We start from the raw sequence: 12,483 nt of genomic DNA, 5'->3' as shown, positions 1-12,483 counted from the left end.
GTCGACGAGGCGGGCGGCAGGCACGAGGCGGGGCCCGATCCCGGGGGCCGCGGGCCGGCGGTCCGGACCGAGCGCGCGGACGGGAGCGACGCCGCGGACCCGGCCGCGACGGTCCGGGCGGCGGCGCGGAACGGCCGGACGACCCCGACCGACGCCGACCTTCGGCGGGCGGTCCGGGAGGACGACGCCCGCGCGCTCACGGTGTTCGTCGCGGACGCCAGCGCCTCGATGGCCCCGGCGATGCGCGCCGCGAAGGGGGTGGCGCTGGAGCTGCTGCGCGACGCGTACGCCGAGCGGGACGAGGTGGCGCTGGTCTCGTTCGGCGGCGACGAGGCCGAGGTGCTCCTCCCGCCGACGGCGAGCGTGTCGCTGGCCGCGCGCCAGCTGAAGGAGCTCCCGACGGCCGACCGGACCCCGCTCCCGGACGCGCTCCGGACGGCGGCGTCGCTCGTCGAGCGCGAGGACCCGGCCGCGGCGACGGTCGTGCTCGTCTCCGACGGCCGCGCGAACGTCACGGACGGCAGCCCGACGGCGGCGACCCGGCGGGCGGCCGACCGGCTCGCGGCGACGGACGCCTCCGTCCTCGTCGTCGACGCGGGCGAGCCGCGGGCGGGCGTCCTCGACGTCGTCTGCGAGGCGACGGGCGCGCGGCGGACCGACCTCGCTGCGCTCTCGCCGGAGTCCGTGCTCGGAGACCACTGAGATTTCCGCGGAGCGAAAGTTTTACAATCTGAGTTTACCTTTTCCAACTCGGATTTATGTCGACGCACACCAACACCGTCGCCGACCGGTTCGCCGCGGCCGGCGCACAGCTCGACCCGCTCACCGCGCTCACCGCGGCCGCGCTCGTCGCGGCGCTGGGCTTCGCCCTCCTGTTCATGCAGGAGCCGCTCGCCCACGAGGCGCTCCACGACTTCCGGCACGGGGCGGGGATCACCTGCCACTGATGATCGACCGCATCCGACGCGGGGTCGCGGCCGGGGGCGTCGCCGGAGCGGCGTACGGGCTGTTCACGTGGCTGGTGCTCTCGCCCGCCGTCGGCTACCTGGAACGCGCCGCGTCCCACGGGAGCGGGCACGGGCACGGCGGCCACGGCCACGCGCAGGAGGCCGCTCGCGCGCTGGGCGAGGCGACGACGGCGCTCGTCAGCGCCGGCGGCGGCGTCCTGTGGGGGATCCTGCTGGGCGCCGCGTTCGGCGCCGCGTACTACCTGTTCGAGCCCGCGCTGCCCGGCGGCGAGGCGAAGGCCTACGTCCTCGCCGGGGCCGGCTTCCTCGCCGTCTCGGTCGCGCCGTGGACCGTCCTCCCGCCCGTCGTCCCGGGCATGGAACAGCTGTACGGCCCGAGCGTCCGCGTTCCGCTGTACCTCGGGCTGATCGGGGTCGGCGCGCTGGTCGCGGCCGCGAGCGTGCTCGCGTACGACCGCGCGAGCGCCGCCCGTAGCCGGCGCGTCGGCGCGGTCGCCGCGGCCCTCCCCCTGGTCGCGCTCGCGCTGCTCGCGGCGCTCGCGCCGCCGACGCTGACCGGGGGGGAGGCGCCCGCCGAGCTCGCGGTCGCCTTCCGGTGGCTCGTGGCGCTCTCACAGGCCGGGCTCTGGGCGCTGATCGCCGCCGCGTTCGGCCGCCTCGACCGACGCGCCGGCCGACGCGTCCCGGACTCCTCGGCGGCGACCCCGACGGGGGCCGACTGATGGAACGGCGGACCGAGCGGATGCGCGAGCGCGGCCTCGCCGCGACCGTGCTGGTCTGTACGAACGAGCGCGCGGAGCACGCCGCCTGCGCCGCCGCCGACGGCGCCGCCGTCGCCGACGCGGCCCGCGACTGGCTCCGCGAGCGGGACCGCTACTGGTCGGAGGTCGCCGTCGCGGAGACCTCCTGTCTCGGGCTGTGCAGCGAGGCGGGCGCCGCCGTCGTCGTCCACCCCCGCGACGAGTGGTTCGCGGCGGTGACGCCGGGCGACGTGCCGGCCCTCATGGCGCAGCTGTTCGAGTCCGGCGCGGACGACGGTGACGCGGACGACGAGGACACGGAAGACGCCGCCGCAGAAGAGACAGTCCCGGACGACGCCGCCGACGCGACCGACCCGGCGACGATCGGCTGAGCCGCCTGCTCCCGGCTAGAACGCGTCCGAGTCGAGGACCTGGTGCGGCACGTTCCCGTCGCGGAGCTTCGAGGTGTGCCGCGGGATCTCGTCGGTCACGGCCACTAACAGCACGTCGAGGCCGAGCGTCCCCGCCTCGGCGACGGCCTCGGCGGTCCCGAACCGGATGTCGGGGGAGGTGTCGCTCCGCGAGACGAGCGCGTACGCCTCCGTCCCGGCGACCGCGACGAGCCCGTCGTCGGGGGCGTGCGCCGCGATCACCGCCGGGTCGGGCGGGGCCTCGTCGGTGACGGTGGGGACGGGCAGGACGGTGACGGTCCCGGTCTCGTAGTCGACGACGCCCTCGAAGTCGGCGACGCCGACGGCCGCGCCGCGCTCCGCGCTCGTGACCGTGACCGCGGTCGCGGTCCCGCCGGCGGGGTTGGCGTGGAGGACGCCGTCGCGCATCACCAGCCCGACCTCGCTCCCCTCGGCCACGTCGTCGAGCGCGATCGCGGCGTCGACCTCGACGCTGCCGAGGACGTCGGAGTTGACCCGTTCGAGGTACGTCTCTAAGTCGTCGGTCCGGGAGATGAGCCAGTCGACCCCCTCCTTCGTCACCTCGTACCGGCCGCGGCCGCCCTTCTCCACGTACCCCGACTCGACGAGGTCCCGGACGTAGTCGCTGACCGCCTGCGAGGTCACGCCGATCGTCTCCGCGATCTCGCCCTGGCTCACGGCCGGCTGGCGGGCCGCGATCTCCACGAGCACCTGATACCGCGTCGCGCTCCGCTTGTTCTCCAGGACGTCCGGCGAGCCCCCGTCCGCTGAGTCAGCCATCGTGGATCCTTTTGCTGCCGTAAATAAAGTCTTGTTGTCTATCTTCCGGGGCAGTCGCGCTGAACGGGGTTCTCAGCGCGCTCGCTATAAAGTAGAGTTTTCTTAATACAACCAAAATTGTTTTGTGGTGCGGCGCACTTGTATATCGAGAATGCAGGCGACACGACTCCCGAACGACGCGAAGGCCGGCCCGACCAAGCCCGAGGTCCGGGCGGTGCTGGCGCGCAAGCTCGCGCTCGGTCCCGACGATCACTTCGTCGAGGTCGGCTCCTGTACCGGGGCGGTAACGATCGAGGCCGCCCGCCGCGCGGGGCGGGTGACGGCGCTCGAACGGAAGGCGGAACGGCTCGAAACCACCCGCGCGAACCTCGACGCGAACGAGCACGACGCCGAGATCAGCCTCGTGAACGCCGAGGCGCCGGAGCGGCTCCCGGCCGACGGCGACGTGCTCTTCCTCGGCGGCTCGCGGAACTACGAGCGCGTCCTCGACGAGGCGCTCGCGGCCGGCTACGACCGGGTCGTGATGAACGTGTCGCGCCTGGAGGTCGCCGGGGAGGCGGCCCGGACCTTCCGCGACCGCGACGTGCTCGACGAGGTCCTGTGCCTCCAGATGGCGACGGGGTACGACCTCGCGGGCGCGACGAGCTTCGACGCCGACAACCCGGTGTACATGCTCGTCGGCGAGCCCGGGGCCGGCGACGGGTCGGCGCCGGACGACGGGTCGGCGGCCGCCGACAACTCCGGAGGCGACGCATGACCCTCTACGGCGTCGGACTCGGGCCGGGCGACCCCGACCTGATCTCCGTCCGCGGGCGCGAGGTCCTCGACTCGGTCGACGCGGTGTACTCTCCCGGGCGGCTCTCGCGCCGGGTCGCGACCGAACACGTCCCGGACGAGCGGATCGGCGACCTCGACTTCCCGATGACGAGCGACGAGGAGCGGCTCCGCGAGGCGTGGAGAGAGGCCGCGGCCGCGATCGCCCCCGAGGCGCGCGGCGGCGACGTCGCCTTCGTCACCCTCGGCGATCCGAACGTCTACTCCACGTTCGGCCACCTCAGGCGGACGCTCGACGCGTTCCACCCCGACGTGGACGTGGCGATCGTCCCCGGGATCAGCGCGATGACGGCGTTCGCGACCGCCCTTGACGTCGAGGTCGAGGCCGGCGCCGGGCTCGCGCTCCGCGAGGCCGCCGGCGGGAGCGCGCCCACGGGCCCCGACAGGATGGTCCTGTTCAAGGTGACCGACGCCCCCGAGACGGCCCGGAAGCTCGACCGCGCGGGCTACGACGTGCGGTTCGGGCGGCGGCTGTTCATGGAGGGGGACGAGACGACCGTCACCGCCGACGCCGACGCGCTCGCGGACCGCGACTACTACACGCTCGCGTACGCCGAGCGCCGCGGCCTCGAAACGTCGAGCGCGACGGACGAGTTCGCTGTCGACCAGGACGCGGAGGTCGCCGATGACTGACGGACCGACCGACTCGGAGAGCTCGGTCGACGCCGCCGGCGACCGGTCGGAGGGCGGGCTCGACCCGCGGGTCCGCGAGCACACCGCCGGCGAGGAGCAGGAGGGGATCCCGTTCATCGGCGCGGGCCCGGGCGATCCCGGGCTCCTCACCCTGCGCGGCAAGGAGCTGGTCGACGAGGCCGACCTCGTCGTCCACGCCGGCTCGCTGGTCTCCAGCGCGCTCCTCGAAGAGCACTGCGCGGACGCGGAGCTGGTGAACTCGGTGGGGAAGGACCTCGAGGAGCTGGTCCCGCTGATGCGGGACGCCCACGAGGAGGGGCGCACCGTCGTCCGGCTCCACAGCGGCGACCCCGCGGTGTACGGCGCCGCCCTCGAGCAGATCGACGCGCTCGAACGCGAGGGCGTCCCGGCCTACGTCGTCCCCGGCGTCACGTCGTCGTTCGCGGCGGCGGCGACGCTGCGCACCCAGCTCACGCTGAACGGCGTCGCGAACCACGTCGCGTTCACCCGCCCCCGGGGGAAGACGCTCGACGCCGAGGACGACCACATCGGCGAGTTCGTCGAGATGGGCGACGTGACGACCTGCATCTACCTCGGCACCCACGCGGTGAGCGACGCGATGGACCGCCTGCTCGACCGCGAGGGCGTCGACCCGGAGACGCCGGTCGCGGTCGTCTACCACGCCTCGTGGGACGACGAGGACGTGATCACCGGGACGGTCGCCGACATCGGCGGGAAGGTGGAGGCGGCGGGGTACCGCGCGTCCGCGATGGTCCTCATCGGCGAGGCCGCGACGGGCGCCGGCTACGAGCGCTCGTACCTCTACGGCGACTGGGCGAACGGTGAGAGCGCGAACGGCGGGAGCGCGGACGCGACGAGCGACGGACCGAGCGACGCGGCGGACGCCGGCGGGGCGGACGCGGGCGACGCCGCGGCGCCGACCAACACGGAGGCCGACGACTGATGAGCACCGACAGCGACGACGGCACGACCGCGGGGAGTACAGACGCGACCGACGCGACGGACGGGACCGACGCAAACGACGCAAACGACGCGACCGACGGCTCCGGCGGCGGCCACTGCTCTACAGCCGACTCGGACGGCGAGACGGCGGAGGAGATCGCGATAATCAGCTTCGAGCGGAAGCTCGACACCGCCGACGAGATCGTCGAGGGGATCGGCGACCGCTACGAGTCGATCGACGTGATCGAGTACCACGGCGACGTGTTCGCCGAGCACTGGGGCGAGTACGACTGCTTCGTCGGGCTGATGGCCTCCGGGATCGCCATGCGCAAGACCGCGCCGCTGCTCGACGACAAGTGGGACGACCCCGCGATCGTCGTCGTCGACGAGGAGCTCACGTGGGCGATCCCGATCACCGGCGGCCACCACGGCGCCAACCAGGTGGCCGACGACCTCGCGACGCTCGGCGCCGTGCCGGCGATGACCACCGCCTCGGAGGCGGCGGACAAGCAGGGCGTCGAGAAGCGGGCGAAGGCGCTGTCCGCCCACGTCGTCAACGGCGACTCGACGGTCGCGACGAACCTCGCCGTCCTCGACGACGAGCTGGGCCCGGTCGCGCGGCTCGACGGCCCGCGGGCGGTGCTGGTCGACGACGACGTGACGGTCCTCAAACGCAACGCCGACGACGGGGTCGTGCTCGGCACGGGCTCCGTCTCCGGCGCGGACGAGGAGCGGTTCCTGGAGGCCTGGGACCGGGCGCTCGACGAGGTCGACCGCGACTGGGGCGACGTCGAGTTCGTCGCCACCGCGACGCGGAAGGCCGAGGAGGAGGGCCTCCTCGCCGCGGCCGCGACGCGCGACGTCGGCGTCGTCGCCTTCGACAAGGAGACGCTGCTGGAGTTCGAGGGGCCGACGCCGTCGAAGGCGAAGGCGCTGATCGGCTGGCCGGGGGTCGCCGAGGCGAGCGCCGTCGCCGGCGGCGCCGACCACGAGCTGATCGCGGAGAAGACCAGCCACGAGAGCGAAGTGACCGTGGCGGTGGGCCGATGACCCGGCGCGCCGACGCGGGAGGGCGCCGATGACCGGGAACGGCTCGGCGCCCGGCGGCGCGGACGGCGCGCCCGACGAGATGGGGACGCTGTACGTCGTCGGCATCGGTCCGGGGCTCCCGCACGCGATGACCCAGCGGGCCCGCGACGTGATCCGCCACGCCGACTGCGTCATCGCGTCGAACCTCTACCAAGAGTTCCTGCGTCGGGACGGCACGATCCCGCCCGAGTCCCGGACCGAGGACGCCGCCGCGACCGACGGCGGTGCTGCGGCGGATTCGTCCGGGAGCGCGGCCGACGGCACCGTCGACGCCGACTGGACGCCCGGCAACGTCGGCACCCACCCCGACGGCGAGACCGTCGAGATCGTGCGCTCGTCGATGGGCCAGCAGATCGAGCTCGCCCGCGAGGCGTTCGCGCGCGTCCGCGCCGGACAGGACGTGGCGCACGTCTCCGGCGGCGACCCCAACGTCTACGGCAAGTCCGACCTCGTCTACCTGATGGCCGACGAGGACGGCGCCGACGACGTCCCGATCGAGATCGTGCCCGGCGTGACGGCCGCGCTCGGCGGCGCCGCGATGGTCGGCGCGCCGCTCTCGAACGACTTCTGTACGATCTCGCTGTCCGACAAGTGGCGCGGCTGGGAGGAGATCGCGGAGAAGCTCCGCGCCGCGGCGGTCGCGGACTTCTCGATCGTCCTCTACAACTGCTGGCGCGACTACGAGCGCGCGATCGAGGTCCTCCGCGAGCACCGCACCGACGACGCCCCGGTGGCGATCGTCAACGACGCCGGCCGCGGCGAGGCCGGGCGCAACCTCGACGACGAGACGTACACGCTGACGACGCTGGGCGAGGCGACCGCCCACGACGACGAGGTCGGCGGCATGGGCACGTCCCTGATCGTCGGCACCCACGAGACCGAGGTCTGGGAGAACGACTACGACCGGTTCCTCGTCACCCCGCGTGGCGGGCGAGACGTCGACGACTTCTGACAATGAGCGACACCACCTGCGGCACGACGGACGAATCGAGCGCGAACTGCGGCGGTAGCGGTGCCGACGCCGACGCCGACGCGGCCGCGGACGGCGGCGCGGCGACCGACGCCGACGCGGCGACGGACGGCGGCGCGACGACGGAGGCGACGGGCGGGTCGTCGTCGGCCTGCGGCGCGAGCGGGTCCGGCGACGCGGCCGGCTCCGGCTCCTCGTGCGGCGCCTCGAAGTCGGCGGCGACCGAGGAGACGGTCGGGTCGACGGCCGACGACTTCGACGCCGACCCCGGGCGGCTGGTCGCCGTCGGGCTCGGTCCCGGCCAGCCCGAGGGGATGACGGGGCGCGCCCGGGCGAGGCTGCTGGAGGCGGACCACATCGTCGGCTACACGACGTACATGGAGCTGATCCCGGACGAGATCACCGAGGCGGCCGACGAGCTGTACGACACGCCGATGTGCGGCGAGGTCTCGCGGACCGAGGAGGCGGTCGACCGCGCGCTCGCGGGCAACGACGTCGCCATCGTCGGCTCCGGCGACCCGAACGTCTACGCGCTCGGCGGGCTCGCGCTGGAGATCGTCGAGTCGAAGGGCGCGACGGCGTCGGCGGTCGACTTCGAGGTCGTCCCCGGCGTCCCGGCCGCGCAGTCCTGCGCGGCCCGCGTCGGCGCGCCGCTCGTCAACGACTCGGTGTCGATCTCGCTGTCGGACCACCTCACGCCGATGGACGAGATCGAGTCGCGGCTCAACGCGGTCGCGGCCGAGGGGTTCACGATCGCGATCTACAACCCGTGGAGCCGGAAGCGCCGCGAGAACTTCGAGACGGCCTGCGAGATCCTCCTCGAACACCGCCCCGCTGACACGCCCGTCGGCGTCGTCCACGGCGCCGGGCGCGACGACGAGCGCGTCGAGATCGTCGAGCTCGGCGAGCTGGAGTCGCTCGGCGAGACCGACCTGATCGACATGACGACGACGCTGCTCGTCGGCAACGAGGAGACGTACGTCTGGGACGGCCGGATGATCACCCCGCGCGGCTACGAGAGCAAGTATGACTACTGAGCCCGCCGACGCCGAGCGCGAGGGGGCCGAGGCGGTCGACGGCGAGCGCGAGGGAGCCGAGCCGGTCGACGCCGAGCCGATCGACACCGAGACGACGTACCGCGTCGCCGTCGACCTGGACGCCTGCGACGGGGTCTTCGCCTGCCTCGTCCGCGACGACCGGTTCGTCGAGGCCGACGGGGGGCTCGTCGGGTTCGACCCCGCCGACGCGGCGGGCCCGGTCGAGCGGACCGCCGACGAGGTCGCGGCGACGTTCTCGGACGGGCGCGTCGACGAGGCCCGGACGGCCGCGGCGGCGTGCCCGCTCGACGCGATCGCCGTCGAGGAGCGGGACGCCGCCGACCGACGGGGAGGTGACGCGTGAGCGCCGTCGAGCCGACGCCGGACGACATGCTCGCCCGCCACCCGGAGACGGCCTACTTCTGGGGGCACGTCGCCGGCGGCGGTCGGGTGACAGAGCGGAGCGTCGAGATCGAGGTCACTGACGAGGACGCCGCCCGTCGCCTGTCGGCCATCGCCGGCGGCGGCACCGTCGACCACCGGATCGCCGAGCGCGACTTCGCGCACGACACGGCGGTCACCCGGCGGACCGACGAGTACACCGTGCAGGTCGTCGACCCGACGCTGGCCGCGAACGCCGCGGCGGCGCTCGGCCTGCCGGTCGGCTCCGATCCGGGCGGCTACCGGTTCGACGCGCTCCGCGACCACCGCCGGGAGCTGCTCCGCGGGCTGCTGGAGTCGTGCGGCGTCGTCTGCTTCCGCGAGTCGAGCGCCGCGGTCGGGATCTCGTTCGTCCACGACGACGCCCGGCTGCTGTCGCGGGTCCGGACGCTCCTCGACGCGGCGGGGTTCGGATCGGCGGAGCCGCAGCCGTCGTCGTCGGGCGGGCACTGGTTCGGCGTCGCCGACGGCGACACGGCCGCGTTCGCCGAGTGGGTGTACGAGGGCGCCGCCGACAGCGGGCTGTTCGCGACGAGCCGCCGCCGCAAGACCCTCCGCAGCGTCGAGCGGGCCGCGGGCCTCGACGTCGGAAGCCTCATCGAAGCGACCGACGCAGAGGGGACCGACCCGACCGACGCGGAGGGGGATGAGCCGTGAGCCGCGCGGCCGACGCCGTCGGGATCGGCGACGACGAGACCGCGCTGCTCGTCGGCCACGGCTCGCGCCGGGACAAGTCGAACGAGGCGGTGCGCGAGCTCGCGGCCGGGCTCGAAGACCGGATCGGCGTCTCGACCGACGCCGCGTTCCTCGAGCTCGCGGAGCCGTCGATCCCCGAGGCGATCGAGACGCTCGCGCACTGCTCCGGCCGGATCACGATGGTCCCGCTGTCGCTGTTCGCGGCCAGCCACGTCAAGAACGACCTCCCGCTCGCCGTGAAGCGGGCGCGAAGCGACCACCCGAACGTCAGGTTCCACGCGGGCGCCCACCTCGGGATCCACCCGGCGATACTCGACCTGCTCGACGACCGGGCGCGGGCCGTGGAGGCGGAGCTGGGCGTCGACCGCGCGGCCGACGACGTCGCCGTCGTGGTCTGCGCCCGCGGCTCCTCGGACCCGGACTCGAACGCCGACGTGCACAAGCTCGCGAGGCTGCTGTACGAGGGCCGCGAGTTCGACCGGGTGGCGGCGGGCTTCATCGGCGTCACCGAACCCCTCCTCGACGAGGTGCTCCACGACGTCGCGAAGACCCGACCGGACGCGGTCGTCGTGCTGCCGTACATGCTCGGCGACGGCGTGTTGACCGGGCGGATCCGCGACGGCGCCGCCGACTTCGACGCGGAGTACCCGTACGTCGACGCCGCGGCCGGCGACCCGCTCGGGACGGACACGCGGCTGCTGGACGTCCTCGCCGACCGGTGGCAGGAGGCGCGCACCGACTCGGTCGACATGTCGTGTGACACCTGCAAGTACAAGGTCGAACTCGACGGGTACGAGGAGGACGAGGGCGGCGCGCGCGCGATGCTCCGCGCGCTGACCCACCAGCAGGCGCACGAGGACCGCGACGACGTCGCCGACGAGCCCCACGCCCACGACGCGCCGGAGACCCACCTCGCCGTCTGCACGAACCAGACCTGCGCGGCGGGCGGCTCCCCCGCGGTCCTGGAGAACCTCCGACAGGCGGCCCGGGACGCCGACGCCGACGTCCACGTGACGCGGTCGTCGTGCTTCGACCAGTGCGGCGACGGGCCGATCGTCGCGCAGTACCCCGACGGGGTCTGGTACGGGGCCTGCGACGACGCGGACGCCGACCGGATCGTCTCCGCCGTCGAGCGGGACCGAATCGTCAGCGACCTCGTTCACCAGACGCTGTGAGACCGCGCGACCACGCCCATAACGACCACTTCCACGATGAGCTGTGACGAAATCGAAGCCCTACGACTCGGTCTGATGAACTGCCTCGGAACCACGGACGACGCCGTCCGCCGCCACGCGGAGGGGGAGCTCGGCGACGCCCTCGACGGCGACACGCCGATCGCCGCCCTCGCGGCCGCCGACTCCCTCGCGGAGCTTCGGCGCCACCTCGACGCCGCGCTCGTCGACCTAGAGGAGGAGGTCGCGGCCCTCGACGCGGACGACCCGGAGTACGGGTACGCCCGCGGCCGCCTCGTGGCCGTCCGGGACGCCGAGCGATCGGTGGCCCGGCTCGCCGACGCCGGCGAGTCGCTCCTCGACGACCTCGGGGACTCACACCACACACTCCACGAGGTGTTCCCCGTCGAGGAGTGACACCATACCCGGCGGAGAGCGAACCGGTCCCGAGATCACCGCAGGGCGGATCCCCGGCGAACCGAGTGGCGGAAACAGCTCCGTACTGCGGCCCGCTACCGCCTGTGCTCCGCGTTCGCGGTGGGCTCCCCGTCGCCCGACGACGAGCCGGCCGAGACACCGTTCGACCTCGTCGCCTCACAGGACTTCGGGGGACGTCCGGGAACACGCCATAGGGGTTCCGACCGCATCCGACGCGACCCCTCCGGACGCCCGCGACCGGATCCCCCGCGTCGCATATCGGCTCGCACCGCCCGCAGGTCGGCCGATGCAACGCGCCGATCTCGAACAACGCTCGACGGGCGGCGTTCACTTGGTGTTCGAGTGGTTCCGATCGCTCGTCGTCGAGATGCGGGAGCGACTGAAGCCCCGTATCTGGCTGTCCGGCTTGGGACCGGTCGGCCCGTACCGTAAGCAGGTAGTCGTTTACCGGCGACGTATCGGCGATCCGGTCGACCGGATCACCGGGATTCTCGTGACTGATCTCGGCGTCGACCGGGTCATCGGGACCCACCTACCGTTCCCGGGTCGCCCACCCTCACGAAGGCTCGCCGACTGAGGGGGCTCCCTCGATCCGGACGGTTTGCGTCGAACGCGAGTCGTTCGGCTTCCGAGGAACCCGAGAGTTCGCGCCTTTCAGTAGTCGCTCAACCGCGACTCCACGACGTTCCGGTGTTTCCCACGTTCCCGGTGGCGGTGGAGTTATAATCCGCTGGCGTATTACATCCTTGCAGTGAGCGTCAACGTGAAGAAGCGGACGGACCCGCCCGGAGCGTCCGACCACGCCGCGGCGGCGTGGGACCTCAAAGAGCGGATCCGAGCCGAGGAAGGGGTCCTCCGGCAGCGCCGCGGCTTCTTCACCGACGCCTACCGCCGCTCCACGACGCACCTCCTCGTCGAGAACGACGCGCTCGTCGCGTTCGCCTCGGTCCGCCGCGACGGCTACATCCTCTTCCTCGCCGTCCACCCCGACCACCGGGGGCGCGGCCACGCGGAGCGGCTCGTCGCCGACGTCGCCGAGGAGCATCGGTCGGTCACCTGTCACGCCCGGACGACGAACGAGTCGGCGCTCGGCTTCTACGAGCACCTCGGCTTCGAGGTCGTCCGCCGGATCGACGGCTACTACGAGGACGGCGGCGACGCCTACTACCTGAAGCTCGGCGGCGAGTCGCTGCGCGAGCGGCTCTCCGGGATCGTCGGGCGCTGAAGCTGGGGCCGTCGGACGCCGAAGCGGCCGCGGCCGGGAGCCCCGTCTCCCCCGCCGAATCGACAA

General features: G+C 73.3%; 17 protein-coding genes. 16 read left to right on the top strand and 1 reads right to left on the bottom strand.

Annotated elements, in window-relative coordinates:
• From ACFQMF_RS02860 to ACFQMF_RS02845, 4 genes are all read left to right on the top strand, one after another.
• On the top strand, positions 1-702 hold a 702-nt coding region (locus ACFQMF_RS02860), incomplete at its 5' end, for a VWA domain-containing protein (protein WP_379791515.1).
• A gap of 56 nt (positions 703-758) precedes the next feature.
• Positions 759-947, top strand: a complete 189-nt coding sequence (locus ACFQMF_RS02855) for a CbtB domain-containing protein (RefSeq protein ID WP_256407599.1) — start codon at positions 759-761, stop codon at positions 945-947.
• The gene (locus ACFQMF_RS02850) at positions 947-1,690 is read left to right on the top strand and encodes a CbtA family protein (protein WP_256407598.1); all 744 of its coding nucleotides are present in this window, start codon (positions 947-949) and stop codon (positions 1,688-1,690) included. Before ACFQMF_RS02855 ends, ACFQMF_RS02850 begins: the two co-directional genes overlap by 1 nt.
• Complete coding sequence (locus tag ACFQMF_RS02845; RefSeq protein ID WP_379791513.1) at positions 1,690-2,100, top strand: (2Fe-2S) ferredoxin domain-containing protein; 411 nt, start codon at positions 1,690-1,692, stop codon at positions 2,098-2,100. The genes ACFQMF_RS02850 and ACFQMF_RS02845 overlap by 1 nt, the downstream gene beginning before the upstream one ends.
• A gap of 15 nt (positions 2,101-2,115) precedes the next feature.
• Here ACFQMF_RS02845 and ACFQMF_RS02840 read toward each other — a convergent pair whose 3' ends face one another.
• Entirely contained in the window at positions 2,116-2,919 is an 804-nt protein-coding gene (locus tag ACFQMF_RS02840; RefSeq protein ID WP_256407597.1) for a DUF7839 domain-containing protein, read from the bottom strand.
• A 151-nt stretch (positions 2,920-3,070) separates the two neighbouring features.
• Here ACFQMF_RS02840 and cbiT point away from each other — a divergent pair, with 151 nt between their 5' ends.
• The 12 genes from cbiT (at position 3,071) to ACFQMF_RS02780 (ending at position 12,417) form a co-directional block, all read left to right on the top strand.
• Positions 3,071-3,676 (top strand): precorrin-6Y C5,15-methyltransferase (decarboxylating) subunit CbiT, encoded by a 606-nt coding sequence (cbiT, locus tag ACFQMF_RS02835; RefSeq protein WP_256407596.1) that lies wholly within the window; start codon positions 3,071-3,073, stop codon positions 3,674-3,676.
• Positions 3,673-4,386: a cobalt-factor II C(20)-methyltransferase gene (locus tag ACFQMF_RS02830; RefSeq protein ID WP_256407595.1), complete on the top strand. Its 714-nt coding sequence runs from the start codon at positions 3,673-3,675 to the stop codon at positions 4,384-4,386. Before cbiT ends, ACFQMF_RS02830 begins: the two co-directional genes overlap by 4 nt.
• Complete coding sequence (locus ACFQMF_RS02825) at positions 4,379-5,350, top strand: cobalt-precorrin-4/precorrin-4 C(11)-methyltransferase (RefSeq protein ID WP_256407594.1); 972 nt, start codon at positions 4,379-4,381, stop codon at positions 5,348-5,350. The genes ACFQMF_RS02830 and ACFQMF_RS02825 overlap by 8 nt, the downstream gene beginning before the upstream one ends.
• Positions 5,350-6,399 (top strand): cobalt-precorrin 5A hydrolase, encoded by a 1,050-nt coding sequence (gene cbiG, locus ACFQMF_RS02820; protein WP_256407593.1) that lies wholly within the window; start codon positions 5,350-5,352, stop codon positions 6,397-6,399. Before ACFQMF_RS02825 ends, cbiG begins: the two co-directional genes overlap by 1 nt.
• 28 nt (positions 6,400-6,427) lie before the next feature.
• Positions 6,428-7,390: a precorrin-3B C(17)-methyltransferase gene (locus ACFQMF_RS02815; RefSeq protein WP_256407592.1), complete on the top strand. Its 963-nt coding sequence runs from the start codon at positions 6,428-6,430 to the stop codon at positions 7,388-7,390.
• A gap of 2 nt (positions 7,391-7,392) precedes the next feature.
• Positions 7,393-8,445 (top strand): precorrin-3B C(17)-methyltransferase, encoded by a 1,053-nt coding sequence (gene cobJ, locus ACFQMF_RS02810; RefSeq protein WP_256407591.1) that lies wholly within the window; start codon positions 7,393-7,395, stop codon positions 8,443-8,445.
• 79 nt (positions 8,446-8,524) lie between these two features.
• Positions 8,525-8,809 (top strand): ferredoxin, encoded by a 285-nt coding sequence (locus tag ACFQMF_RS02805; protein WP_256407813.1) that lies wholly within the window; start codon positions 8,525-8,527, stop codon positions 8,807-8,809.
• Positions 8,806-9,543, top strand: coding sequence for a cobalamin biosynthesis protein (locus ACFQMF_RS02800; protein ID WP_256407590.1), 738 nt, complete (start codon positions 8,806-8,808; stop codon positions 9,541-9,543). Before ACFQMF_RS02805 ends, ACFQMF_RS02800 begins: the two co-directional genes overlap by 4 nt.
• Complete coding sequence (locus ACFQMF_RS02795) at positions 9,540-10,757, top strand: CbiX/SirB N-terminal domain-containing protein (RefSeq protein WP_256407589.1); 1,218 nt, start codon at positions 9,540-9,542, stop codon at positions 10,755-10,757. Before ACFQMF_RS02800 ends, ACFQMF_RS02795 begins: the two co-directional genes overlap by 4 nt.
• Positions 10,758-10,793: 36 nt before the next feature.
• Positions 10,794-11,171, top strand: a complete 378-nt coding sequence (locus ACFQMF_RS02790; protein WP_256407588.1) for a DUF3209 family protein — start codon at positions 10,794-10,796, stop codon at positions 11,169-11,171.
• 307 nt (positions 11,172-11,478) lie between these two features.
• On the top strand, positions 11,479-11,769 hold the full coding sequence (locus ACFQMF_RS02785; RefSeq protein WP_256407587.1) for a hypothetical protein: 291 nt from the start codon (positions 11,479-11,481) through the stop codon (positions 11,767-11,769).
• Between the two features lie 174 nt (positions 11,770-11,943).
• On the top strand, positions 11,944-12,417 hold the full coding sequence (locus tag ACFQMF_RS02780; RefSeq protein ID WP_256407586.1) for a GNAT family N-acetyltransferase: 474 nt from the start codon (positions 11,944-11,946) through the stop codon (positions 12,415-12,417).
• Positions 12,418-12,483 lie beyond the last annotated feature (66 nt).

The sequence above is a fragment of the Halorubrum rutilum genome (assembly GCF_042665015.1).
Lineage (GTDB): Archaea > Halobacteriota > Halobacteria > Halobacteriales > Haloferacaceae > Halorubrum > Halorubrum rutilum.
This window is presented reverse-complemented; position numbering and strand designations above follow the sequence as displayed.

Excerpts from the sequence above, each read along its gene's own strand:
- ACFQMF_RS02825 (WP_256407594.1), top strand. The coding sequence starts at position 4,379 with ATGACTGACGGACCGACCGACTCGGAGAGCTCGGTCGACGCCGCCGGC.
- ACFQMF_RS02830 (WP_256407595.1), top strand. The coding sequence starts at position 3,673 with ATGACCCTCTACGGCGTCGGACTCGGGCCGGGCGACCCCGACCTGATC.
- ACFQMF_RS02845 (WP_379791513.1), top strand. The coding sequence starts at position 1,690 with ATGGAACGGCGGACCGAGCGGATGCGCGAGCGCGGCCTCGCCGCGACC.
- cbiT (WP_256407596.1), top strand. The coding sequence starts at position 3,071 with ATGCAGGCGACACGACTCCCGAACGACGCGAAGGCCGGCCCGACCAAG.
- cbiG (WP_256407593.1), top strand. The coding sequence starts at position 5,350 with ATGAGCACCGACAGCGACGACGGCACGACCGCGGGGAGTACAGACGCG.
- ACFQMF_RS02790 (WP_256407588.1), top strand. The coding sequence starts at position 10,794 with ATGAGCTGTGACGAAATCGAAGCCCTACGACTCGGTCTGATGAACTGC.
- ACFQMF_RS02840 (WP_256407597.1), bottom strand. The coding sequence starts at position 2,919 with ATGGCTGACTCAGCGGACGGGGGCTCGCCGGACGTCCTGGAGAACAAG.
- ACFQMF_RS02855 (WP_256407599.1), top strand. The coding sequence starts at position 759 with ATGTCGACGCACACCAACACCGTCGCCGACCGGTTCGCCGCGGCCGGC.
- ACFQMF_RS02850 (WP_256407598.1), top strand. The coding sequence starts at position 947 with ATGATCGACCGCATCCGACGCGGGGTCGCGGCCGGGGGCGTCGCCGGA.
- cobJ (WP_256407591.1), top strand. The coding sequence starts at position 7,393 with ATGAGCGACACCACCTGCGGCACGACGGACGAATCGAGCGCGAACTGC.
- ACFQMF_RS02785 (WP_256407587.1), top strand. The coding sequence starts at position 11,479 with ATGCAACGCGCCGATCTCGAACAACGCTCGACGGGCGGCGTTCACTTG.
- ACFQMF_RS02815 (WP_256407592.1), top strand. The coding sequence starts at position 6,428 with ATGACCGGGAACGGCTCGGCGCCCGGCGGCGCGGACGGCGCGCCCGAC.